Raw genomic sequence first — 20,753 nt, forward strand, 5'->3', positions numbered from 1 at the left:
GAAACTTCCAACCGAAGCAATCAACAAGTAGCCAATCAGCGCATGGACGACGATTCGATTGATTCATCCAAACAGCAGCCCGAATCGGTGGCTGCGGTGCTCAAGGTGTTTGCCATTCTGCAGGCCCTGTCTGAGCGCAGCGAAACCGGCATCTCCGAGCTCTCGGTACGACTGGCCATGCCCAAGGCCACGGTCTACCGCTTTCTGCAAACCATGATGACCCTGGGCTATGTGCGCCAAGAGTCGGGTAGCGAGCGCTATGGGCTCACCATGCGGGTCTTCGAGTTGGGCGCCAGGGCCTTGCAGTACCCGGACCTGGTGGACCTCTCCAAACACCATATGCAAATGCTGGCCGACGCCACCGGCGAGACGGTGCACTTGGGCACGCTGATCGATAGCGAGATCATCTATGTGCACAAGATCGACTCGCGCCACACCCTGGGCATGTATTCGCGCATCGGCCGGCGCGCGCCCCTGCATTGCACCGCGATCGGTAAGGTGTTGATGGCTTGGGAGCACCCGCAGCGGCGCGACCGTGTGCTTGACGGCGCCGAGTTCCAGCGCTTTCGTGACAAGACCATCGTTGACCGGGGCGAGTTTCTGGCCGAGTTGGATCGTGTCAAGGCGCAAGGTTTCGGCGAGGACCGCGAGGAGTTCGACGACCATATCCGCTGCCTCGGCATTCCCATCTTCGATCGCCTCGGCCAGCCCATTGCCGGCATGAGCGTGTCCTTCCCGACCTTCCGTTACGACGAAGCCAAGGCGCCCGAGATCATTGCCATGCTGACCGCCGCCAGCCGCGATGTTTCGGCACGGCTGGGCTGCACCAAGTTCCCGCTTGACACTGGACCTAAGGCCTTACTTCCATAGACAACTTTTGTGAGTTGCTGCGAATTTGATAGGCCTGGGCCGAATTGCTTAGGCCTGCTCAGCGTGTAGCAGGCAAGTCATCAGGCGTGTGACCGCATCAATGCAAGGTAGTTGTTTACGACTGTCATTGGCCAGAGCATCAAGACTGGTCGCTCAGAAAGCGAAAGCCCCGCAGCGTTGCAGCTGGCGGGGCTTTTTCATTTCAGCGCAAGGCGAATGCTTACTTAAAGCCTTCGTCGAACTGCACCGCACCGTCGTCGCGGAAGTCGTCCAGCGGGCGTTCATCCTTGGGCGTCATGGCTTCGAGCTGTTCGCCCAGCTTGGCGACCTGGTCGTGCCAGTAGTTGGAGCTGCCGAACCAGGGGAAGGCCAGCGGGAAGGCCGGGTCATCCCAGCGCTTGGCCAGCCAGGCGCTGTGGTGAATCATGCGCAGGGTGCGCAGCGGCTCAATCAGGCGCAACTCACGGCGATCGAATTCGGCCACCGTTTCATAACCTTCCAAGACCCATGACAGTTGCTGGCGCGCTGCCTGCTCATCGCCGGAAATCAGCATCCACAAGTCCTGCACCGCCGGGCCTGTCACCGCGTCGTCCAGATCGACGAAGTGCGGGCCGTGGTCGGGCGTCCAGAGGATGTTGCCGGGGTGGCAATCACCGTGCAGGCGCAGCGTTTGCAGGTCCGGAATGGCGTCGAAGCTTTGCTGGATGCGGGCCAGGCAGGCTTGCGCCATGGCATCCCAAGCCGGCAAGACTTCGATCGGAATGCAGTCCAGGTCCAGTAGCAACTGGCGGGCGAGTTGGCCGGGTTGCGCGCCGACCCAGCTCAGGCGGTGCTCAAACGGGCGTTGGCGCCCAACGTTGTGCAAGCGGCCCAGCAGGCGGCCGATCCAGCTCAGCACCTCGCGGTCTTCCAATTCGGGCGCACGGCCGCCTTGGCGCGGCGTGACGGCAAAGCGTTGGTCACCAAAATGCGCCAGGGTCGCGGGATCGCCGGCCAATTTGAGTTGGGCTTTGACATCGCTGAGCGTCCACGGCGCTGCGACGGGCACCTCGGCATCTGCGAGTTCGCGCGCAAACTGGTGCTCTTCCAGAATCTGCGCATCATTCCAGCGACCCGGGCGGTAGAACTTGGCGACGGCGATGCGGCCATCCTCCAGGTGCACTTGCAGCACCCGGTTTTCATACGAGTTCAGCTGCAGCATGCGGCCGTCACCAAACAGGCCGGCAGCGTCGAGCGCGTCCAGCATGAACTCGGGGGTCAGGGCGCCGAAGGAGCGATTGGGGTCAGTGTTCATCAATGAAAAACGGCGCCGACCAAATGGGCGGGCGCCGTTCTCAGTATCGCAGGCTATGCCTGCAAGCTCGGTGCTTATCTCGGGCCGAGGTTGCCGTAGCGGGGCGAGTCCACCACCATGCCGACGATGTCGTTGGGGGCTTCGTCGGGGTAGTGCGAATCGGCACTCAAGGCTTCAGCAAAAGCCGGCGAGATGGGCAGGCCGGCACGACCGCCGTTGGCCATGCTGGTGCTCATGCCGGAGCGAGGTGGGCGCATGGGCTCAAGTCCTGATTGCGGGTCGATCCGGCTGTCGGGGGCGAAGAAGGAGTCGTTGAACATGGACGAGTCCTGCCACAGGTCCTGGCCCTGGCGCCCTGTCGCCTGGCGGCCTCCCATCGCCGCTCTGGCCGGTGTGCTGCGCTGGCGCATCGCCGACGGGCTGCTTCCGGCGGGCGCGGCTTGCGGCCCGCGTGACTGGCTATTGCTGTAGGGTACCAAGAGCTGCAACTCGGCAGCGCTGGGCAGGTTGTCCATCGGGCAGCGCAGATAACGCACCCGGCAGGCGCCCAGCACGGATTGCTTGATCTGCAGGCTGCGGCTGGAAATGCCGCGGTCGCTGTCCAGGTCCACGGCTGCTAGCACCCGGCCATTGGGGCTGCAGATGGCAAAGGTGACGTGGATGGCGCCCAGCAACTCAAACCAGTAGCGCACTTCTTGCGCCTCGGTGGGCTGACAAAAACGCACCAGGGGCAGCTTGGACAGGATGATGTGGTGGGGCAGGGCTTCTTTGAGCAGGCGGTAGACCCGGCGCTCATCGGCACTGAAAACCGGCCGGGCGGTGAGGGCCCACTCCGAGGGCAGCGGCTTGCTGGCCTGGGGCGTTCGGCGCAATGACCAAATCAGCGCGCAGCCCAATGCCAAGCAGGCAAGGGCAAAGGCGATCGTCCACAAATTGGCGGTTGGCATATTCCCTCGGCGGCGCAACTGTCGTTACTGCGCCTGCTTTGGGGCGCTTGTGCGGCAATGTAGCGGAGATTTGTGAGAATTGCCCTCATGGCAAGCCCGTGGAGCCGCCCCCGAATCAGGGGGGTGAGCTAGAGCGCCTTGCCTAATGTTCGGCGGCTTTTCCGCCCGATTCGAGCTTGGACTTCACCTCGGCCACCCCGTCCAGGATGTCGCCGAAGACGCGCACATGGCGTTTGAACTGGAAATCCAGCTCCGCCAGGTGCCGCTCTACCGCCTCGCCTACGTGGGACGACACCGTGTCCGGTGGCAGGCGTAGCCAAGCTTCGGATTCCGAGCCGTCGCGCTCCACTGTCGCGCCGGCGTTGCGGGCAATCTTCAGCATGGCGCCGTTTTCGCTCAGCGCATGGATGAATAAGGTGTCGATGCCGCGATTGCGTGCATGCAGTGCGGCGCGCTCAAACAAGCGCGCGCCGAAACCGCGACCACGCACCTGTTGCGACACCGAGACGCCGAACTCGGCCATCGCGGGCTGGCCCGCACGCTGCGGCCGCGGGGCGTAGGCCAGGTGCGCCATCGACACCAGTTCTAGGCGCCGGTTGAAAATGCCCAGCACTTCATCCCGCTCGAAGTCCAGCGCCATGGCGTAGCGGCTGATCTGCTCATCGGAGGCCGGGTAGCCAAAGCGCAGATAGCGGTCGCGCTCATTGAGTTGCAGCAAGTGCTGGGCAATGCGATGGCGGTGGCGGCGTGCCAGCGAACGAATCGGCACCCATGACGACAGCCGGCCGAAGGCAGCCGTCGGGCTCCACAAGGGGGCGTCGATGGGGGATTCGGCCTGTGGGTCGGCGCCGGCAGGATCTGCTGCGGTGTCGTTCGGTGCGGATGGCGTGGTTTTCATGGTGAGACCCCTGGTGAGGCCCGGTATTAACCCTAATACTAACTGCAGATGCCCGCGAGCGCTTGCGAGGGATCTACAAAAGGCTTCGCATTACACAAGCAATGCTGCTAGAATGGCGGGCTTTCCCCGATCTTGGTTGCGGGGGAAGAGGTTTTTGCGCTTGATTGTGAGAGGTCGCGAGAGCAGTGCAAGTCATTGGGCCAAAGCCTAACCGACCCAGCTGACTAATAAGCGGCACCGAACGGAAGTTGCAGGAATTCTTAAACAACCATACGACGTTTGCTTCGGCTCAGCCGGGGTGAACATTCGAAAGAAACTCATGAAGACCTTCAGCGCCAAGCCGGCCGAAGTGACGCACGAGTGGTTTGTGATTGACGCCACCGACAAGGTGCTCGGACGTGTTGCCAGCGAAGTGGCACTCCGTTTGCGCGGCAAGCACAAGGCCATTTATACGCCTCACGTGGATACCGGTGATTTCATCGTCATCATCAACGCAGAAAAGCTGCGTGTCACTGGCAACAAGGCCAATGACAAGGTGTACTACCGTCACTCGGGTTTCCCGGGCGGCATCTACGCCACCAAGTTCAAGGACATGCAAGCCAAGCACCCGGGCCGCGCCCTGGAAAAGGCTGTCAAGGGCATGCTGCCCAAGGGTCCTTTGGGCTACGCCATGGTGAAGAAGCTGAAGGTCTATGCTGGTGCCACGCATCCGCACGCCGCTCAGCAGCCCAAGGCTCTGGAAATCTAAGGAACGATGATGATCGGAAACTGGAACTACGGTACAGGCCGCCGCAAGTCGTCGGTCGCACGTGTCTTCATCAAGAAGGGCACTGGCCAAATCGTCGTCAATGGCAAAGCCATCGGTGATTATTTCGGCCGTCAAACTTCCATCATGATCGCCAAGCAGCCTCTGCTGTTGACGAATCATGGTGAGACGTTCGACATCAAGGTGAACGTGCATGGTGGTGGTGAGTCCGGCCAAGCCGGCGCCCTGCGCCACGGCATCACCCGCGCTCTGATCGACTATGACGCGACCCTGAAGCCCGAACTGAGCCGCGCCGGCTTCGTCACGCGTGATGCGCGTGAAGTCGAGCGTAAGAAGGTCGGTCTGCACGGCGCTCGTCGCCGGAAGCAGTTCAGCAAGCGCTGATCGATCTTCCTGGCCTGGCCCCGCTTCATGTGGGGCCGGTTCAACAACAAGGCCGCTTTTCAGCGGCCTTGTTTGTTTGTGCGGTCCGATGTGCCACTCAAAGCATGGTCAAGCGTGCGGACAAGTGCGAAATAACCTTGCCGCCTGCTGGCCTGTATCGGCCGCGATACGGCATACCCCAGTAAATTCATCGACAATACGATAAGTTGATGAACCGAGAGGAAACACCATGAGCGCAGTGCTTGAAACAACCGTCCCCCAGGCCGATGAGATGCCGGCGCCGCTGGTCTTCACCGACAGCGCGGCCGACAAGGTGCGCGACCTGGTGGCCGAAGAAGGCAACCCCGAATTGAAGCTGCGCGTATTCGTGCAGGGCGGTGGCTGCTCGGGCTTCCAGTATGGCTTCACCTTTGATGAAGCCGTTAACGAAGACGACACCGCCATGGAAAAGAATGGCGTCACCCTGCTGATCGATGCGATGAGCCTGCAATACCTGCTCGGCGCCGAAATCGATTACAAGGAAGACCTGCAAGGCGCGCAATTCGTGATCAAGAATCCGAATGCCACCACCACCTGCGGTTGTGGCTCCAGCTTCTCGGCCTGATCCGAGACGCTCGTTTGAATGTTCAAAGCCGCCTGTGAGGGCGGCTTTGTCGTTTCTGGCTTTTGTCGCGCCGCGGGTCGCGATATCAATCAAGCCGGGTGCAGCGCCCCCAGCACCCTCGTCCCGGCGGCGCCAGTCACGGCCGGCAGATTGCCAGGCAAGCCTCGAATAAAGCGCATCGCCAGCCAGGCGAAGGCTGCAGCTTCCACCTGCATCAAGGGCAGGCCGCGCGCGTCGCTGCGCAGCACGTTGACTTGAGGTAGCAGGGCTTGCAGACGGTGCATCAACGCGCCGTTCAGCGCGCCGCCGCCGCACACCAGCAATTCCTTGACCGAGTCAGCTGAGTTGGGCAGTGCCTCGGCACAGGTTCTGGCGCTCAATTCCAGCAGCGTGGCCTGCACATCTTGCGGCGCTTCCTGGCCCGACAAATGGCGCATGAACCAATCGAGGTTGAACAGGTCACGCCCGGAGCTTTTGGGCGCAGCCAGGGCAAAGAAGGGCTCGGCCAGCAGGGTGTGCAGTAATTCAGGCAAGACTTGACCCTCTGCCGCCCAGGCGCCGTCACGATCGAATTCAAGGCCTTGGTGGCGGGCGATCCAGGCGTCCATCAGGCAGTTGGCGGGGCCGCAGTCAAAACCCAGGGTGCGGCCATCTTGATGCAAAAGGCTGATATTGCTGATGCCGCCGAGATTGAGCACGGCCACGTCGGCATCCTTACGACCGAACACCGCGCGATGAAAGGCTGGCACCAAGGGGGCGCCTTGGCCGCCAGCGGCGATGTCGCGGCTGCGGAAATCGCAGACGACGGCAATGCCCGCCTGCTCCGCCAGCAAGGCGCCATTCAGCAATTGCGTGGTGTAGCCGCAGCCGTCGAAGGCGCCAGGGCGGTGGCGCACGGTTTGGCCGTGGGCGCCCAGGGCGCGAATATGGGCGGGCTCGTGGCCTGTCTGCTCCAGCAGTTGCGCCACCAGATCGGCATAGCTGCGGGCCACGGCGTTGGCGGCCAGGGCCGCGCGGTGGATTTCGTTGCTGCCTGGCGTATTGAGGCTCAGCAACTCTTCGCGCAAGGCGTGGGGAAAAGGCTGATGCAGATGGCCCAGCAGGATGATGGACTGGCTGGGGGCATCGAATTGCGCCAACACGGCATCCACGCCGTCCAGCGAGGTGCCGGACATCAGCCCGATATACAGCTCAGGCATGCGGCGTGAACCTGTCGTTTGACTCAGTCGGCAGAGGTGGCGCCGTCGTTCATGGTCTGCGCCACGCTCAGCTGTGTCTTGACGCTGGCCACCATTTGCTGGAACTGGCCGCGGGCGTAATTGGGCAGGGTGAGTGCCTCGGAGGCACGAGCGATCACGCGGGGGTCTTGATGCTGGCCCTTGACGCGGAATTCAAAGTGCAGATGCGGGCCGGTGGCCCAACCGGTGGCGCCTACAGCGCCCAGGCGTGTGCCTTGTTCAATGCGCTGACCCTTTTTGACGTCAATGCGGCTCAGGTGGGCGTAAACCGTGGTGCGGTCCCCGCTATGGCGCACATGCACCACGTTGCCGAAGCCGTTTTGCCAGCCGGCGAATTCAACCGTGCCGTCGCCGACGACGCGCACCGGTGTGCCGGTGGGGGCGCCGTAGTCGGTGCCCAGATGCTGGCGCCAGGTCTGCAGAATCGGGTGGAAGCGCATCGAGAAGCCCGAGGTCACCCGCGAGAACTCCATCGGGCTGGCCAGGAAGGCGCGCTTTTTGCTCTTGCCGTCGAAGCTGTAATAGCTGCTTTTGCCCGTGACTTGGTCGCGGAACAGCACCGAGCTGTAGGTCTTGCCGTTGTTGACGAACTCACCGGCCACCAGGCGGCCGGCGCCGTCCCAGTTGATTGGCTCGCCGTCGGCGGTCAGGCTTTCAAAAACGATGGAGAAGCGGTCGCCTTTTTGCAGTTCGCGGTGGAAGTCGATATCGCCCGAGAACATCTCGGCCATCTGCGAGGCCACGGTGTCGGGGATGCGCGATTCGTCGGTGGCGGCAAACAGCGAGCTGCGGATGGTGCCGCTGGCCAGGCGAACCTGGGCTTGCAGCGGCGCGGCTTCCAGCTTGGCGCTGAATTTTTCGCCTTGGCGGGTGATGGTCAAACGGCTGAAATGGCTGCCTTGCTGTTCGGCGCTTTCGGCCGGGAAGCGGGCTACCAGCGACTTCACGGTGCCGCCGGCATCAGCCGTGACTTGCACCATCTTGCCGGCGCGGCCTTGCAGCAGTCGGCGGGCGGTGGGGTCATTGCGCAGGAACAGGGCGGCGGCCGGATCAAAAGCGCCCATGCGCTTGAGCAGGCTGTCGGCGGTGTCGCTGCTGCGGGTCAATTCGTTACGGGACAGGCCGATGTTGTGCTCGGCCAGCGCCGCTAGTTGGCTGTCCAAGTCGGCGGTGGCGACACTTTCTTCCACGACGCGTTGCGGCAGGTCGCGCGCGTCCGGTGCCAGTGGGGCAATGCCGAAGGCGGTGACGGCAAACGAGGTCAGCAGCGTGACGACCGCGCCGGTCAGGGCTCGGGGGGGGCGGGCAGCGAAGGCCTCGACATTCGTCAGCGTATTCTTGATCGCAGTGGTTCTATCAGTCACGCTTGAGAAGTTCCCGAGGTCTTGTTGTTCTGATGCCAGCGCTGCGCGCCGGTGAGGGCGGCACAGCTTTGCAGCATCGGTGCCAATCTGGCCACCCGTGGGCACAAAACGCTTCGCGATCCGTGTCCACTAGAATTGTCTGAAACGCGCAACAAGCCATCACAAGAGGGCTTGCTCGTGCAAGGTGTGGGGAGTATACCGACCCGCCCCGGAAGTCAATGTCACGAAAACCCGAAATTCCGCAGCTTTACCTAGGTGCCTCCGCCGTTATGTCCGAAATGCGAACTCCAGAAAATCTCCCCAAGCCTGTTGCCGCCGCCAAGCCGGCTTATCCGGTGACCGAGCGCGTCCAGGAGGCGATGGCCATTTCCCTGCGCGGTTGCGAGGAGTTGCTGCCGCAGGCAGACTGGCTGCAGAAATTGGCGCGCTCCGAAGCGACCGGCACGCCCTTGCGCATCAAGCTGGGCCTGGACCCAACGGCCCCCGACATCCACATCGGCCACACCGTGGTGCTAAACAAGATGCGCCAGTTGCAGGACCTGGGCCATCAGGTGATTTTTCTGATCGGCGACTTCACCTCCATGATCGGCGACCCGTCCGGCCGCAATGCCACCCGCCCGCCGCTGACGGCCGAGCAGATCAAGGCCAATGCCGAGACTTACTACCGCCAAGCCAGCTTGGTGCTGGACCCGGCCAAGACCGAGATTCGCTACAACTCCGAGTGGAGCGACCCGCTAGGCGCGCGCGGCATGATCGAGTTGGCGGCCAAATACACGGTGGCCCGCATGATGGAGCGCGACGACTTCACCAAGCGCTTCGCCGCACAAACGCCGATCTCGGTGCATGAGTTCTTGTACCCGCTGATGCAGGGCTATGACTCGGTGGCCTTGAAGAGCGATATCGAGCTTGGTGGCACCGACCAGAAGTTCAATCTCTTGATGGGCCGCCATCTGCAGCAGGAATACGGCCAGGAGCCACAGTGCATCTTGACCATGCCGCTGCTGGAGGGTCTGGACGGCGTCGAGAAGATGAGCAAGTCCAAGAACAACTACATCGCCTTGACCGAGGCGCCCAACAGCATGTTCGCCAAGGTCTTGTCGATCAGCGACACCTTGATGTGGAAGTGGTTCAACTTGCTCAGCTTCAAGAGCATGGATGAAATCGCCGCGCTCAAGCGCGAGGTTGAGGGCGGCCGCAACCCCAAGGATGCCAAGGTCATGCTGGCCAAGGAAATCACCGCACGATTCCACAGCGTCCAAGCGGCCGACGCGGCCGAGGCCGACTTCCAGAACCGCGCCGCTGGTGGCATTCCTGACGACATTCCTGAGCTGACTTTGGCTGGCGCGCCAATGGGCATCGGCGGTTTGCTGAAGGCTGCTGGCCTGGTGGCGTCTAACGGCGAAGGCCTGCGCATGGTGGAGCAGGGCGGAGTCAAGATTGACGGCGTGGTGATCAGCGACAAGGGGCTCAAGGTCGAGGCCGGCACCTTTGTGCTGCAAGTCGGCAAGCGCAAGTTTGCGCGCGTCAGCCTGAGCTGAAGCTGTTTTGCATGTGCATCAAAAAAGGGAGGCCGCGGCCTCCCTTTTTCATGTGCGTCATGCCAACTCAGGGCTTCACTGGGCGCGGGTAGTCGCCGGGCTTGACCTGCAGCTTAGGCTTATCGGCCATGGCTTTCTTGAGCAGTTCAATGGCCTTGTCCAGTTGCGCGTCGCCACCCAGGAAAGTGGCGCGTGGTGGGTTGTCCACCTCGAACTCCGGCTTGACGCCAATGCCCTCGATCAGGAACTTGCCATCCGCCGTGATTTGGCCGGTCTCAGCGGCACGCATGATGCCGTTGTCCAGCAAGCGGTTCTGGTCTGACAGCCAGACACCGGCACCCGAGGTGGTCTTGCCGATGGTGGCACCCAGGCCCAGGCGTTTGAAGCCTTCGGAGAAGGTTTCGCCGTCGGAGTAAGTTTCCTCATTCATCAGCACGGCCACCTGTCCCTGGAAGGCTTCCTGCATATTCGGGTAGGTGGGCGAACCTTCGGGCGCGCGGCGCTGCCAGAAGGCCCAGGCGCGGCGCAGCAGCTTTTCGAGAATCCAGCTGTCGATATTGCCGCCGCCGTTGAAGCGCACGTCGATGATCAGGCCTTCGCGATCGGTCTGGGCGTAGAACTCGCGCACAAAGTCGGCAATGTCATTGCTGCCCATGGCGCGCAAATGCAGATAGCCGATGCGGCCACCCGAGGCGGCGGCCACGGCCTGTGCGCGGCTGAAGCGCCAGTCGTTGTAGCGCAACTGGGTTTCGCGCCCGCCCTCCACCGGGGTGACGATGCGTTGCAGCGTTTTGCCCTCGGCGCTGAGCACCTGCAGCAGCACTTGCTTGCCGGCTTGGCCGCGCAGCAGTTCGGCGATGTGCGCCACGCCGGCGGCCGGGCGGCCGTTCACCGCGGTGATCACATCACCCACCTTGAGGCCCAGGCTGGCTTGGGCCAGCGGCGCTTGCTCGCTGGGCAGTTCGGGGTCGCTGCGGTAGATTTTCTCGATGCGCAAGCCTTTGTCGCTGCGAGAGAACACGGCGCCCAGGCCGGCAAGACCTGGTACCTCTGGCCCGCTGCGCAGGTCCGGGCTGCCGACTTGGCTGTGCAGGGCGCCCAACTCGCTGGACATCTGGCCCATCAGCTCGCTGAGCTCGGCGCGATCCGTCACGCGCGCCACCAGGGGCTCGTACTTGGCCCGCGTGGCCTGCCAGTCCACGCCGTGCATGCCCTTGTCGTAGAAGTAGTCGCGGTGCATGCGCCAGGCATCGGCAAACATCTGCCGCCATTCTTGCTTGGGCTCGGTAGCGATCTGCCAGTCGGACCAGCGGACCTGGAACTTGGGCAGCTCGGCCGGCAATTTGGGCGCCGCATCGACCAGCAAAATTTCCGGTGTGGCCTCGGGCTTGGGTGCGCGCACCAACATCAGCTTCTTGCCATCGGCGCTGAGCGCATAACTGCGCATATCGGCGGAAACGGTCTCGACGTTCTCGCCCAGGTTGGCGATGGGCAGGGCTTTCAGGCTGAGCTTGCGCTCGGCGCCACTGCCTTCGCTGTCAAGGAACCACAGGCGCTTGGCATCGGCACTCAGCTTGCTGTAGTTGCCGGCGGGCAGGGGCACCTCGAACAGGCGCTCTTTCAAGCCCGCGAACTGAATGGCGGGCAGGGCGGGCTTGGCCTTGCTGTCGGCTTTTGCGTCCGACTTGGCATCCGGCTTGCCGTCTGCTTTGCTATCAGCCTTCGCGTCAGCCTTGGCCTCGGCCGGGCTGAGCTCATCCTTTGCCGCAAAGGGGAAGCGCAGCTCGGGCTGCAAGGCCAGGGCGTAGAGCTTGGTGCGGCGGTCGAAGTAGGGGCCCATATTGCGGTCGCCCCAAGGGCCGCTGCTATTGCTGACGGCAAAGTGGCGGCGCGAAGCGAAGTAAAGCCATTTGCCGTCGGGTGTGAAGGCGGGCGAATCGCTGTCGTAGCGGTCGCTGCTGAGCTGATGGCTGCTGCCGTCCTTGAGGCTGTAGAGCATCAGCTGCGAGCGGTTGCCATTGCGCAGCGCCAAGGTGAAGGCCAGTGCCTGACCGTCGGGCGACCAGGCCAGGCTGTCGATTGAGCCGTCCAGCTTGTCGTGCGCAATCAGCTTGGTGGCCGCGTTGCCCTTGCCGGCCTTCAAGTCGTTGAGATCCGTCAGGAACAAACGGCCTTCCTTGTCGGTATGCGCCAGGCTGCGGCCATCGGGTGAGGGCAGCAGGCCGGTGCGCATGGCCTTGGCGTCGTGGCTGATCTGCTCGGGTTTGCTCAGGCCATTGGCGGCAAAGCGCCAGATCTCGCGTTCGCCGCTGAAGTCGCACAGGGCGAAGACTTGGGCGCTGTCTGCGCTGAACTCGCCCGTGCGGCAGCGGCCGTCCGTCGGCTGCAAGAACTCGGCGCGGCGCAAGCTGCCAACACCTTGCGTGGCCAGGTGGCCGCGGCTGGCCAGCAGCACGCGCTCGCCATTGGGCGCCAGGGTGGTGTGGGTCAAAAAGTCTTGCGGCTTTTTGATCCAACGCTCGCGCTGCTGCTCAAAGTCGCCGCTCAACTGAATCGCGAGCTTGCTGCCTTGGCTGGCGGCGGCTGCCGCATTCAGGTCCAGGCTGAACAGATCGGCGCCGACGGCCAGCACGGCGCGGCCTTCGCTGATCGAGGCGTGGCGGATGTCCCAGCCCTTGAAGTTGCTGTGCTGGCGCAAGTCCTGACCCTGGCCGTCCACCGACCACAAATTCACCGTGCCGTCGCGGTCAGACAAAAAGGCGATGCGCTCGCGGCCATCGCTGGCCTTGTAAGCCATGGGGCGGCGGTCGTTGGCGCCTTCGGGCAGCAGGGGGCGAGCTTCTGTCTGGCTGCTCAAATCCATCACCCACAGGCGGGCGATGGCGCCGCCGCGGTACTGGCGGGCGTTGTCGCCGCGCAGGCCGTTGCGGGTGAAGTAGAGCGTCTTGCCATCGGCGCTGAGCGCGCCATCACTGGCCTGGCCGACCGGCAAGGCGCGGCGCTGCAGGGTCTTGGGGTCGATGGCGTAGAGCTGCGTGATCGGCTGGCCGGCTTGCGAGGGGCCGGTGTACAAAATCTCGCCCTGGGCGCTGAAGCCCCAGACGCGCACAGCCGCGCCGTCCCAGCTCAGGCGCTTGGGCACGCCGCCTTGCATGGGCATCAGGTAGACATCGCCCGGGCCGTCGTACTGGCCCACAAAAGCCAGCCATTGCCCGTCAGCAGAAATGGCTGGCTGGGTTTCCTGGCCGCCATGGGTGGTCAGCCGCTCAGCGCGGCCGCCGTTCAGGCCCACCCGCCACAAATCCCCTTCGGCCACCAGCACCACTTGCTGACCTTGCACGGCGGGTTGTCGATAGAAGCCGATGCCTGTGCTCGTGGGCGACACGGGCTGCGCCAAGGCGGGCAGGCCGGCACAAAGCAGTGCGGCCAAGGAAATGGCTTTGAGGGTGGGGGCGGGATGCATCTGCGGAATCCTTGTGGGAAAGCGGGGAGAGCGAGGGCGTGATGGCGCCTGTGACGGAATTACGAACTGGCGCGAGCCAAACCCTGCATTGTCCAACGGCCCTCGCTGCCTTCGGCGGACCCCATCTCGATGCAAACCCTAGCCAGACGCGCCGGCGCGGCTTGAAAGTGTGCGTTTGGGCGACAGTCGCGCAGTCAGAGGTTGGCGATGCCTGCCGCTACATGGCCGGAGGGCACATGCGCGGCGGCGCTGGCGATGTGGCCGGCCTGGTCGTCGAAGAAGAAATCGGGCTCGAACTCGCGCAGGAACTCGCCCTTGGCCAGGCCGCCGAGGAACATGGCCTCGTCGACCTCGATCTGCCAATCCATCAGGGTGCGAATCGCGCGCTCATGCGCCGGCGCGCTGCGGGCAGTCACCAGGGCGGTGCGCAATCGCATGCCACTGCCGGGCGCTTGCTGCAGGCGCTGCAAGGCCTCCAGCACCGGCTTGAAGGGGCCGGCGGGCAAGGGGCGGTTGGCATGCTGGATTTCATGCGACTGAAAGGCCGACAAGCCCTGGTTTTGAAACACCTGCTCGGCTTCGTCGGAGAACAGCACCGCGTCGCCGTCGAAGGCAATGCGCACCTCGTCGGGGTGGGTGGTGGTGGCGTGGGTGGACTGCGGGAACACTCGGGCGGCGGCCACGCCGGCATTCAGCGCGGCGCGCACATCGGCCTCATTGACCGACAAGAAGAGATGCGCCTTCAAAGGCCGCAGATAGCGCCAAGGCGATTCACCGCGGGTGAACACGCCGCGCTGAATCGGCAGGCCGTAATGCGCGGCCGAGCGGAACACCCGCATGCCCGAGATCGGGTCATTGCGCGACAGCACCACCACTTCGACCTGCGGTTGCAGCGGGTCATGCTGATTGAAGGCCAGCAGCTTTTGCACCAGCGAGAACGCCACGCCCGGCTTGGCCGGTTGATCCAGCCGCTGCTGTTGCAGCGCCATATAGGCGCGGTCATCGCCGGCTTCGAAGAGTTCGTTCTCGGCTTCGAAGTCGAACAGGGCGCGGGAGGAAATGGCAACGACAAGTTGCCCTTCAAGGGTGGCAGGCATGAGCGGCTTTGGCGTGGTGGGCGTGGACTGATTGTCTCAGCCCTGCCGACACGTCAGGCAAGCAGCCCTAATTGCCAAAGTACGCGGTATTGAGCGTGTAGCCGTCGCGAATGATGTTGTCCAAATCGCGGTGCGCCAACTCATTGGCGATCATGGGTTTGACGGTGTCCAGTGGCAGCGACTTGCGCTCCTCAACCCGCAAGATGTGAAAGCCATACTCGGTTTGAACCAGCTTGCTCAGCTGTCCAATTGGCAGGCTGTAGGCGGCCGCCTCGAAGTTGGCGGAGCTGGCACCCTTGGGAACAAAGCCAATGTCGCCACCCTTGTCGTTCGAGCCTAAGTCATCGGATTCGCTTTTGGCGAGCTTGGCGAAGTCAGCGCCTTGATTCAGGCGGCTCAGCAAGCCTTCGGCCTTGGCGCGTGCCTGTGTCGCGCTCAGGTCGGGCATGCCCTTGCGCAGTGCCACCTGCGAGCCGTGCATGCGCACCAGGATATGCCGGACCCGCGGCTGCGCGAAGCGATCTTGCTCGTTGGCATAGGTCTTGGCGAGCAGGGCGTCGTCCTTCAAATACTCTTTGCGCAGGCTCAGCAGTAGCTCATTGGCCAAGACCTGCTGGGTATAGGCCCGAACCTTCAGTTGAACCGACGGCAGCTGGTCCAGTTGACGGCGGCGTGCTTCTGCTTCCAGTGCGAAGGCCCGGCCAAAGTCCGTCCCCAAGGCCGCTTTGGCACTGCTTTGTTCGCGCGCCATGGCCAAGCGGGGGTCGCCGGCCAGCATTTGCTCAAAATCAGCTTTGGTGATGCTCAGGCCTTTGGCGGTGATCACGACCGCACTATCTGCGACTGCGTTGGCGGTTTGGGCATGCGCCGCCTGAGCTGCGAAGCCAGACAGGGCGGCGAGCAAGGTCAAATTCAACGCGAGGCTTTGCGTCATGAGGGCTCCCAGAAATCTAGTTGACGATGGCGCTGCTGCGAGGTGAGTTGCGGCGGGCTCAAGTGCAGTTGGGGAATCTGAATGAGGCAATGCGGGTACGCCAGTTGAAGGTGCCATTGCTGCCGATGTACTGGGTCGTGTACCAGAAGGTGCATTCATCGGCGGGGTCAATCTGCATGGTGGAATAGTCGCCCCAGCGGGTCAGCGTGCCGGTCTGGCTACCGCCACCGGCCTGCACCAAGACCTCGGTGCGCAGCATGTTCTTGGGGTCGGTCTTGCGCCGGCCACTCACTTTGATGGCGGGATTCATGGCCGCAGATGAGGCTGAGTAGCCGATGCCGATATTGCCCAGCTTGTCAAAAGCGGCCGAGCCCATCCAGCGCGCATCGGTATTGGGAACGAAGTTGCTGTTCTGGTAGACCCCGGGCGGGTTGGCGCTGGGCTGGCGAATTTCCCACCAGCGCAAATTGGCGGTGCTGCCGGGCTGCGCATCCACCGATTGCGTAACCAAAAGGGCGTCATAGCTGCCGAAGTTTCGATACACCAATCGGTACATCTGCCGGTCGCCCAGGGTGTCGAGCCGGTTGTTGGTGCCAAGCTGGGGCACGCAGTTGCTGCCGCTGTCGTTGCAGGCCGCCACGGTGGCCGCGTCGAGCGGCACGGATACAAAGCTGAAAGGTGCGCCACCAAAGCCGTCATCGAAGGTGGACGATGCGGGGTTGGCGAAGTTCGGTACGAACTTGGTCAGCTGCATGGTGTAGGGCGGTGCGGCCAGAAACGCCCAGTTCCAAGAGATATGCACATTGGGTGTGCCCGCAGGCGGCAGCGTGGTGCCGTCGAGGTCTGCGGGCAGGAAGCTGAAGCGGCTGGTGTTGTTGAAACAGATTTGGCTGGGGGCTGGTGTGCCGGCCAGCATGGCCGCCCGGTCGTAGGCACAGGCGCGCCCACCGGAGTAGTTCTGGCCCTGGTTGAACATGTTGTAGGTGAGGTAGTAGGCGTCGGGCCAGACACCGAGCTTGCCGTAGTCCGGCAAATTGGTTCCGAAGTTGTATTCGTAGAGGTTGTAGCTACCCATGGCATTGTTGGTCGTAGAGACCGCAATGCACTGGGCGTTGTTGCTGAAATTGGATGTGAAGGCAAATTGCGACAGGATCCAGCGTCCGGCCAGCCGGTCGTATTGAACGATGGGGTCACCGCGATTGGTGCTGGCGCACAAGCTTGTTGGGCCAAGTGCTGCCCAGATGGTGTTGCCGGACAAAAATCCAGGCGCGGGCAATTGCGGCACACCTGCTTTGTTGTAGACAGCGAACTGTGAGTTGACCCACTGCACGATCTGCGTCGGGCTGACCGCCAGGGTGGTGTCGGGAGGTGCGCCGGAGATGGCATAGCCCGGCGTGCCCAGCCCCAGTGCCTCGAAGTTGGCGCCCATGACGGCACCCAGAGGTTGGTAGGTGGCGGTCTGGTTGTATGCGTTGCTGGTCGGCGTGGCCACCAAGGCATTCAGGCTGCGGCTGCTGGTGCTGGCATTGCCCGCACTCCCTGCATTCCCGGCATTGCGGGCGGCTTCAGCCACCAGCAAAGCCTTGTCCACCTGGTGATTGCGATTGGGCCGGAACTCGCGCACCGCAAAAGCGCTCACCTGAGCGGATCTAGCCATTTGCTCGACATGATCAGAGCGGTTGAAATGGGTGGGAGGGGAAACGAGCGGCCCGGAAACTTGGGCCATGGCGGCGCTGCCGCTAAACAAGCTGAGCAAAACAATTCGGCGCATGGCGTGCTCCCGGTGGATTGAGTGCAGTCCCAGGTGATTCCGGCGTGTTCAGTTTGAGCGCTGACGTGCCCTGGTGGCGGCCAGCAGGGCCAGTGACATCAAGGCCAGTGTTGATGGCTCGGGTATCGTGCCGCCCCCTCCGCCCGGAGTTCCGTCGAGTTGAAAGGCCTGCTCATTGCCGGACTGAACCCAGCCAAAAGTGCTGTCCAGGTAGCGGCCATCGGCGCTGCCGCCGCCGGTGGTGCTCCACAGCATTTCGGCGCTGCTGTTGTCGCTCAAGTCGCCGTTATGCAGGGCCAGCCAGTAATTGCCGGCGGCGAGGTTGAAGCTGGCGGCAATATTGATTTCGTATTCGGCATAGCCGAAACCAGTGCTGTTGCCGGTGGCGACTTCACTGACGATGCTGCTCGTCCCGCCGCTCAGCACGGCATCGGGAATGCCGCCCAAATCGCTGTAAATGGCCCAGTAGATGCTGCCTCGATAGGCGGCGGCCGTGTCTTGAATACTCCACAAGCGGATGCCGGTGACATTGGTGGCGCCGCTGAGGGTGAAGTTCTCGGCCACCAGTTGTTCACTCATATTGGTGCCCCAAATTTGATCGGGGAGACCGTTGTTGAGAACAATCGAGCTGTGCGCTGAAAAGGTCGCTAGGCAAACGGCTGCGGCCACTAGGCCTGTACGAAAAGCAGAGCGGTACATGGGCACTCCTTGGCAAGGCATGAAGCGCAAATCAGCGGCCTCATGCGATACGAATGTGCCACAGCCCTGCAAATTTGTGCGAGCTGCGAACCCTCTCCCGAATTCGCGGGGTGGTATTTACCCTCGATGACTCTTGAGGGATTTCTAGCGCCGTGCTAGTCAGTATTGCCTTTTCCGGCCAAGCAAGACCTGACCCCCCGGCCTCACTTCACCCAGGTATTGAGCTGGATGATGGGCAGCAGCACGGCCAGCACAATCATCAACACGATGGCACCCATGGCCACGATCAGCAGCGGCTCCAGCAAGGTGGCGGCGGCCATGGAGCGGCGCTGCACCTCAACGCTGAGCTGGCGCGCGGCCCGTTCCAGCATCTGTGGCAGCTGGCCGGTCTGCTCGCCCAGGCGGGCGAACATGGCCAGGATGCCGGGGAATCGCTTCTTGCCGGCCAGGGCTGAGCCCAAGGGCGCGCCTTCACGCACCTGCACCAGGGCGTCGAGCGCGTCGGCACGCATGGCGTGGTTGGAGAGTGTTTCGGCGGCCGCTTGCAAGGCCTTCAAGATGGGTACGCCTGAGCCGGCCAGCATGGCCAGCGTGCCAGCGAAGCGCGCTGCGTTATAGCCGCGCGTCAGTCGGCCGATGATGGGCAGGCCCAGCATTGCGGAATCAAAACGGATGCGAAAGGCCGGGCGCTGCAGTGCCGTACCCAGGCCGAAGCCGCCGGCGATCAGCGTTAGCAACATCAGCCAGCCCCAGCTGCGCACAAAGGCGCTGATGGCCAGCATGGCCACGGTGATGGCGGGCAGGGCGCGTTTGGAGCTGGTGAACACGGTGGCGATTTGCGGCACCACATAAGTCACCAGAAAGATCACGATGAAGACCGAGATCAGCGAGACGATGGCCGGGTAGGCCATGGCGCCGACCAGCTTGCCCTTCAGATCTTGGCGTTCTTCCAGATCATCGGCCAGCTTTTCCAGCACCGGTCCGAGGGCACCGCTTTGTTCGCCGGCAGCCACCACGCCGCGAAACACCTCGTCGAACTCGCGCGGTGCGCTGGCCAAGGCGCGGGCAAAGGGCGAGCCGGCATTGACTTCGGCCTTGAGCTGCGAGAGCAGTTCGCGCTGCTTGGCGTCTTCGCTCTCATCGGCCAGTGCCGTCAGCGCCCGCTCCAGCGGCAGGCCCGAGCCGACAAGGCCGGCCAACTGCCGTGTCCACACTGCCAGGGCCGTTGGGCTGAAGATACGGCGGGTGAAGCGGCTGCCGCCGCTTTGGCCATGCTGCTGCACCGGCGTGATGGACAGCGGCACCAGATTGAGCCCGCGCAGCTGGGCGCGCGCGGCACGCGGGTTGTCGGCCTCGACAAGGCCGTTGCTGTTGCGGCCGGCGGCGTTGAGGGCTTCGTATTTGTAGGCGGGCATGGTGGTGGCGTGGGCGTGGGCGTGCCGGCGCTCAGTCGCGGGTGACCCGCAGCACTTCTTCTTCCGAGGTGATGCCTTGTTCGATCAGACGGGCACCGTCCTCGCGCATGCTGCGCAGGCCGGCCTTCTGGGCCGCTTCGAGCAAGTCGCTTTCGGCGGCATGCTGGTGAATCAGGCTGCGCACATGGTCGTCGGCCACCATCAATTCGTAAACGCCGGTGCGGCCCTTGTAGCCGGTGCGCGAGCAGGCATCGCAGCCCACGGGGTGGTAGCGGCCATGTTCGTCCTGGCGTTTGCACACCGGGCAGAGTTTACGCACCAGGCGCTGGGCCAGCACGCCCAGCAAGCTGGAGCTGAGCAAGAAGGGCTCAACGCCCATATCGGTCAGTCGGGTCACGGCGCTAGGCGCGTCGTTGGTGTGCAAGGTGGCCAGCACCAAGTGGCCGGTCAGCGAGGCCTGGATGGCGATTTGCGCGGTCTCGTAATCGCGGATTTCGCCGATCATGATGACGTCCGGGTCCTGGCGCAGGATGGCGCGCAAGGCCTTGGCGAATGTCAGCTCAATCTTGGCGTTCACCTGGGTCTGGCCGACGCCGGACAGTTCGTACTCGATCGGGTCTTCCACCGTCAGCACATTGGTGGTGCTGGTGTCCACGGTTTGCAGTGAGGCGTAGAGGCTGGTGGTCTTGCCCGAACCGGTCGGGCCGGTGACCAGCACGATGCCGTGCGGCTGCTGCACCAGTTTCTTGAAGGCACTGAGCACATCGCCGCTCATGCCCAAACCTTCCAAGGTGAACTTGGATTCGGTCTTGTCCAGCAAACGCAGCACGGCACGCTCGCCATGCGCCGAGGGCAGGGTGGAGACGCGCACATCGATGGCGCGGCCACCGATGCGCAGACTGATGCGGCCGTCTTGCGGCAGGCGCTTCTCGGCAATGTCCAGCTCAGCCATGATCTTCAGGCGGGAGATCAACGCGGCATGCAGGCCACGGTTGGGCTGCACCACCTCGCGCAGGGTGCCGTCAACGCGAAAGCGCACCGAGCTGGCACGCTCGTAGGGCTCGATGTGGATGTCGCTGGCGCCGTCCTTGGCGGCTTGCGTCAGCAGCGCATTGAGCATGCGGATGATGGGCGCGTCGTTGGCGGCTTCCAGCAGATCTTCCACCGCGGGCAGGTCTTGCATCATGCGCGAGAGGTCCACCGCGCTTTCCACTTCGCCGATCACCACCGCCGCGCTGGACTCGCTGCCCGCATAGGCCGCGTTGATGCGCTCGGCCAGGCTGCCGGCCGCTTCCTTTTCAAAGCGGTCGATCTGGTAGAGGCGCTGCACCTCGGCCAGGCTGGCCAGGCTGACTTCGGCGGGCGCCCACAGGACGAGCGAGGCACCGTCGTCTTCCAGCAAGACGGTGTTGGCCTTGGCAAAGGCGTAGGGCAGGGGGTGGCGGGTGGCCATAGCGTGGGGCTCGTCGGG

Annotated in this window: 17 protein-coding genes; 5 read left to right on the top strand and 12 right to left on the bottom strand. The window is 63.3% G+C overall.

Going from position 1 to position 20,753, the window contains the following annotated elements:
• Nucleotides 1–42: 42 nt before the first annotated feature.
• A complete protein-coding gene (gene kdgR / locus AABB87_RS11610; protein WP_341971396.1) occupies nucleotides 43–870 on the top strand; it encodes a DNA-binding transcriptional regulator KdgR in 828 nt (275 codons plus the stop codon).
• A 220-nt stretch (nucleotides 871–1,090) separates the two neighbouring features.
• Here kdgR and AABB87_RS11615 read toward each other — a convergent pair whose 3' ends face one another.
• The 3 genes from AABB87_RS11615 to AABB87_RS11625 form a co-directional block, all read right to left on the bottom strand.
• The gene (locus AABB87_RS11615; protein WP_341971397.1) at nucleotides 1,091–2,164 is read right to left on the bottom strand and encodes a serine/threonine protein kinase; all 1,074 of its coding nucleotides are present in this window, start codon (nucleotides 2,162–2,164) and stop codon (nucleotides 1,091–1,093) included.
• A 74-nt stretch (nucleotides 2,165–2,238) separates the two neighbouring features.
• Nucleotides 2,239–3,036: a DUF2726 domain-containing protein gene (locus AABB87_RS11620; RefSeq protein WP_341971398.1), complete on the bottom strand. Its 798-nt coding sequence runs from the start codon at nucleotides 3,034–3,036 to the stop codon at nucleotides 2,239–2,241.
• A gap of 217 nt (nucleotides 3,037–3,253) precedes the next feature.
• Entirely contained in the window at nucleotides 3,254–4,009 is a 756-nt protein-coding gene (locus AABB87_RS11625; protein WP_341971399.1) for a GNAT family N-acetyltransferase, read from the bottom strand.
• A gap of 319 nt (nucleotides 4,010–4,328) precedes the next feature.
• Between AABB87_RS11625 and rplM the strand changes: the two genes are divergently transcribed.
• The 3 genes from rplM (at nucleotide 4,329) to erpA (ending at nucleotide 5,763) form a co-directional block, all read left to right on the top strand.
• Nucleotides 4,329–4,757 (top strand): 50S ribosomal protein L13, encoded by a 429-nt coding sequence (rplM, locus tag AABB87_RS11630; protein WP_058720808.1) that lies wholly within the window; start codon nucleotides 4,329–4,331, stop codon nucleotides 4,755–4,757.
• Between the two features lie 9 nt (nucleotides 4,758–4,766).
• Nucleotides 4,767–5,159, top strand: a complete 393-nt coding sequence (gene rpsI / locus AABB87_RS11635; RefSeq protein WP_058722358.1) for a 30S ribosomal protein S9 — start codon at nucleotides 4,767–4,769, stop codon at nucleotides 5,157–5,159.
• A gap of 229 nt (nucleotides 5,160–5,388) precedes the next feature.
• Nucleotides 5,389–5,763, top strand: a complete 375-nt coding sequence (gene erpA / locus AABB87_RS11640; RefSeq protein WP_058720807.1) for an iron-sulfur cluster insertion protein ErpA — start codon at nucleotides 5,389–5,391, stop codon at nucleotides 5,761–5,763.
• 89 nt (nucleotides 5,764–5,852) lie between these two features.
• Here the strand turns inward: erpA and AABB87_RS11645 are convergent, their stop codons facing one another.
• Together AABB87_RS11645 and AABB87_RS11650 are read right to left on the bottom strand one after the other, a co-directional pair.
• The gene (locus AABB87_RS11645; RefSeq protein WP_341971401.1) at nucleotides 5,853–6,962 is read right to left on the bottom strand and encodes an anhydro-N-acetylmuramic acid kinase; all 1,110 of its coding nucleotides are present in this window, start codon (nucleotides 6,960–6,962) and stop codon (nucleotides 5,853–5,855) included.
• A 23-nt stretch (nucleotides 6,963–6,985) separates the two neighbouring features.
• Entirely contained in the window at nucleotides 6,986–8,365 is a 1,380-nt protein-coding gene (locus AABB87_RS11650; protein ID WP_341971402.1) for a M23 family metallopeptidase, read from the bottom strand.
• Nucleotides 8,366–8,724: 359 nt separating this feature from the next.
• On the opposite strand from AABB87_RS11650, the gene tyrS reads away from it, so the two are divergent.
• Entirely contained in the window at nucleotides 8,725–9,903 is a 1,179-nt protein-coding gene (gene tyrS / locus AABB87_RS11655) for a tyrosine--tRNA ligase (protein ID WP_445944861.1), read from the top strand.
• 67 nt (nucleotides 9,904–9,970) lie between these two features.
• Here the strand turns inward: tyrS and AABB87_RS11660 are convergent, their stop codons facing one another.
• From AABB87_RS11660 to gspE, 7 genes are all read right to left on the bottom strand, one after another.
• Nucleotides 9,971–13,366, bottom strand: a complete 3,396-nt coding sequence (locus tag AABB87_RS11660) for a S41 family peptidase (RefSeq protein ID WP_341971404.1) — start codon at nucleotides 13,364–13,366, stop codon at nucleotides 9,971–9,973.
• Between the two features lie 194 nt (nucleotides 13,367–13,560).
• Complete coding sequence (locus AABB87_RS11665) at nucleotides 13,561–14,463, bottom strand: 5'-nucleotidase (RefSeq protein WP_341971405.1); 903 nt, start codon at nucleotides 14,461–14,463, stop codon at nucleotides 13,561–13,563.
• A gap of 67 nt (nucleotides 14,464–14,530) precedes the next feature.
• Entirely contained in the window at nucleotides 14,531–15,397 is an 867-nt protein-coding gene (locus AABB87_RS11670; protein WP_341971406.1) for a peptidylprolyl isomerase, read from the bottom strand.
• Between the two features lie 58 nt (nucleotides 15,398–15,455).
• Nucleotides 15,456–17,168: a hypothetical protein gene (locus AABB87_RS11675; RefSeq protein WP_341971407.1), complete on the bottom strand. Its 1,713-nt coding sequence runs from the start codon at nucleotides 17,166–17,168 to the stop codon at nucleotides 15,456–15,458.
• 48 nt (nucleotides 17,169–17,216) lie between these two features.
• On the bottom strand, nucleotides 17,217–17,747 hold the full coding sequence (locus AABB87_RS11680) for a PEP-CTERM sorting domain-containing protein (protein ID WP_341971408.1): 531 nt from the start codon (nucleotides 17,745–17,747) through the stop codon (nucleotides 17,217–17,219).
• A gap of 323 nt (nucleotides 17,748–18,070) precedes the next feature.
• Nucleotides 18,071–19,282 carry a type II secretion system inner membrane protein GspF gene (gspF, locus tag AABB87_RS11685; protein WP_341971409.1) on the bottom strand — a complete coding sequence of 404 codons (1,212 nt, stop codon included), beginning with the start codon at nucleotides 19,280–19,282 and terminating at the stop codon, nucleotides 18,071–18,073.
• A 31-nt stretch (nucleotides 19,283–19,313) separates the two neighbouring features.
• The gene (gene gspE, locus AABB87_RS11690; protein ID WP_341971410.1) at nucleotides 19,314–20,735 is read right to left on the bottom strand and encodes a type II secretion system ATPase GspE; all 1,422 of its coding nucleotides are present in this window, start codon (nucleotides 20,733–20,735) and stop codon (nucleotides 19,314–19,316) included.
• Nucleotides 20,736–20,753: the final 18 nt, after the last annotated feature.

The sequence above is a fragment of the Roseateles sp. PN1 genome, assembly GCF_038419725.1.
Taxonomy (GTDB): Bacteria; Pseudomonadota; Gammaproteobacteria; order Burkholderiales; family Burkholderiaceae_C; genus Paucibacter_A.

Bases quoted from the DNA above. Each gene is read 5' to 3' on its own strand.
- rplM (WP_058720808.1), top strand. From the start codon at position 4,329: ATGAAGACCTTCAGCGCCAAGCCGGCCGAAGTGACGCACGAGTGGTTT.
- AABB87_RS11680 (WP_341971408.1), bottom strand. From the start codon at position 17,747: ATGAGTGAACAACTGGTGGCCGAGAACTTCACCCTCAGCGGCGCCACC.
- AABB87_RS11645 (WP_341971401.1), bottom strand. From the start codon at position 6,962: ATGCCTGAGCTGTATATCGGGCTGATGTCCGGCACCTCGCTGGACGGC.
- AABB87_RS11615 (WP_341971397.1), bottom strand. From the start codon at position 2,164: ATGAACACTGACCCCAATCGCTCCTTCGGCGCCCTGACCCCCGAGTTC.
- gspE (WP_341971410.1), bottom strand. From the start codon at position 20,735: ATGGCCACCCGCCACCCCCTGCCCTACGCCTTTGCCAAGGCCAACACC.
- gspF (WP_341971409.1), bottom strand. From the start codon at position 19,282: ATGCCCGCCTACAAATACGAAGCCCTCAACGCCGCCGGCCGCAACAGC.
- AABB87_RS11675 (WP_341971407.1), bottom strand. From the start codon at position 17,168: ATGCGCCGAATTGTTTTGCTCAGCTTGTTTAGCGGCAGCGCCGCCATG.
- AABB87_RS11660 (WP_341971404.1), bottom strand. From the start codon at position 13,366: ATGCATCCCGCCCCCACCCTCAAAGCCATTTCCTTGGCCGCACTGCTT.
- kdgR (WP_341971396.1), top strand. From the start codon at position 43: ATGGACGACGATTCGATTGATTCATCCAAACAGCAGCCCGAATCGGTG.
- AABB87_RS11670 (WP_341971406.1), bottom strand. From the start codon at position 15,397: ATGACGCAAAGCCTCGCGTTGAATTTGACCTTGCTCGCCGCCCTGTCT.
- erpA (WP_058720807.1), top strand. From the start codon at position 5,389: ATGAGCGCAGTGCTTGAAACAACCGTCCCCCAGGCCGATGAGATGCCG.
- AABB87_RS11625 (WP_341971399.1), bottom strand. From the start codon at position 4,009: ATGAAAACCACGCCATCCGCACCGAACGACACCGCAGCAGATCCTGCC.
- tyrS (WP_445944861.1), top strand. From the start codon at position 8,725: ATGGCCATTTCCCTGCGCGGTTGCGAGGAGTTGCTGCCGCAGGCAGAC.
- rpsI (WP_058722358.1), top strand. From the start codon at position 4,767: ATGATCGGAAACTGGAACTACGGTACAGGCCGCCGCAAGTCGTCGGTC.
- AABB87_RS11665 (WP_341971405.1), bottom strand. From the start codon at position 14,463: ATGCCTGCCACCCTTGAAGGGCAACTTGTCGTTGCCATTTCCTCCCGC.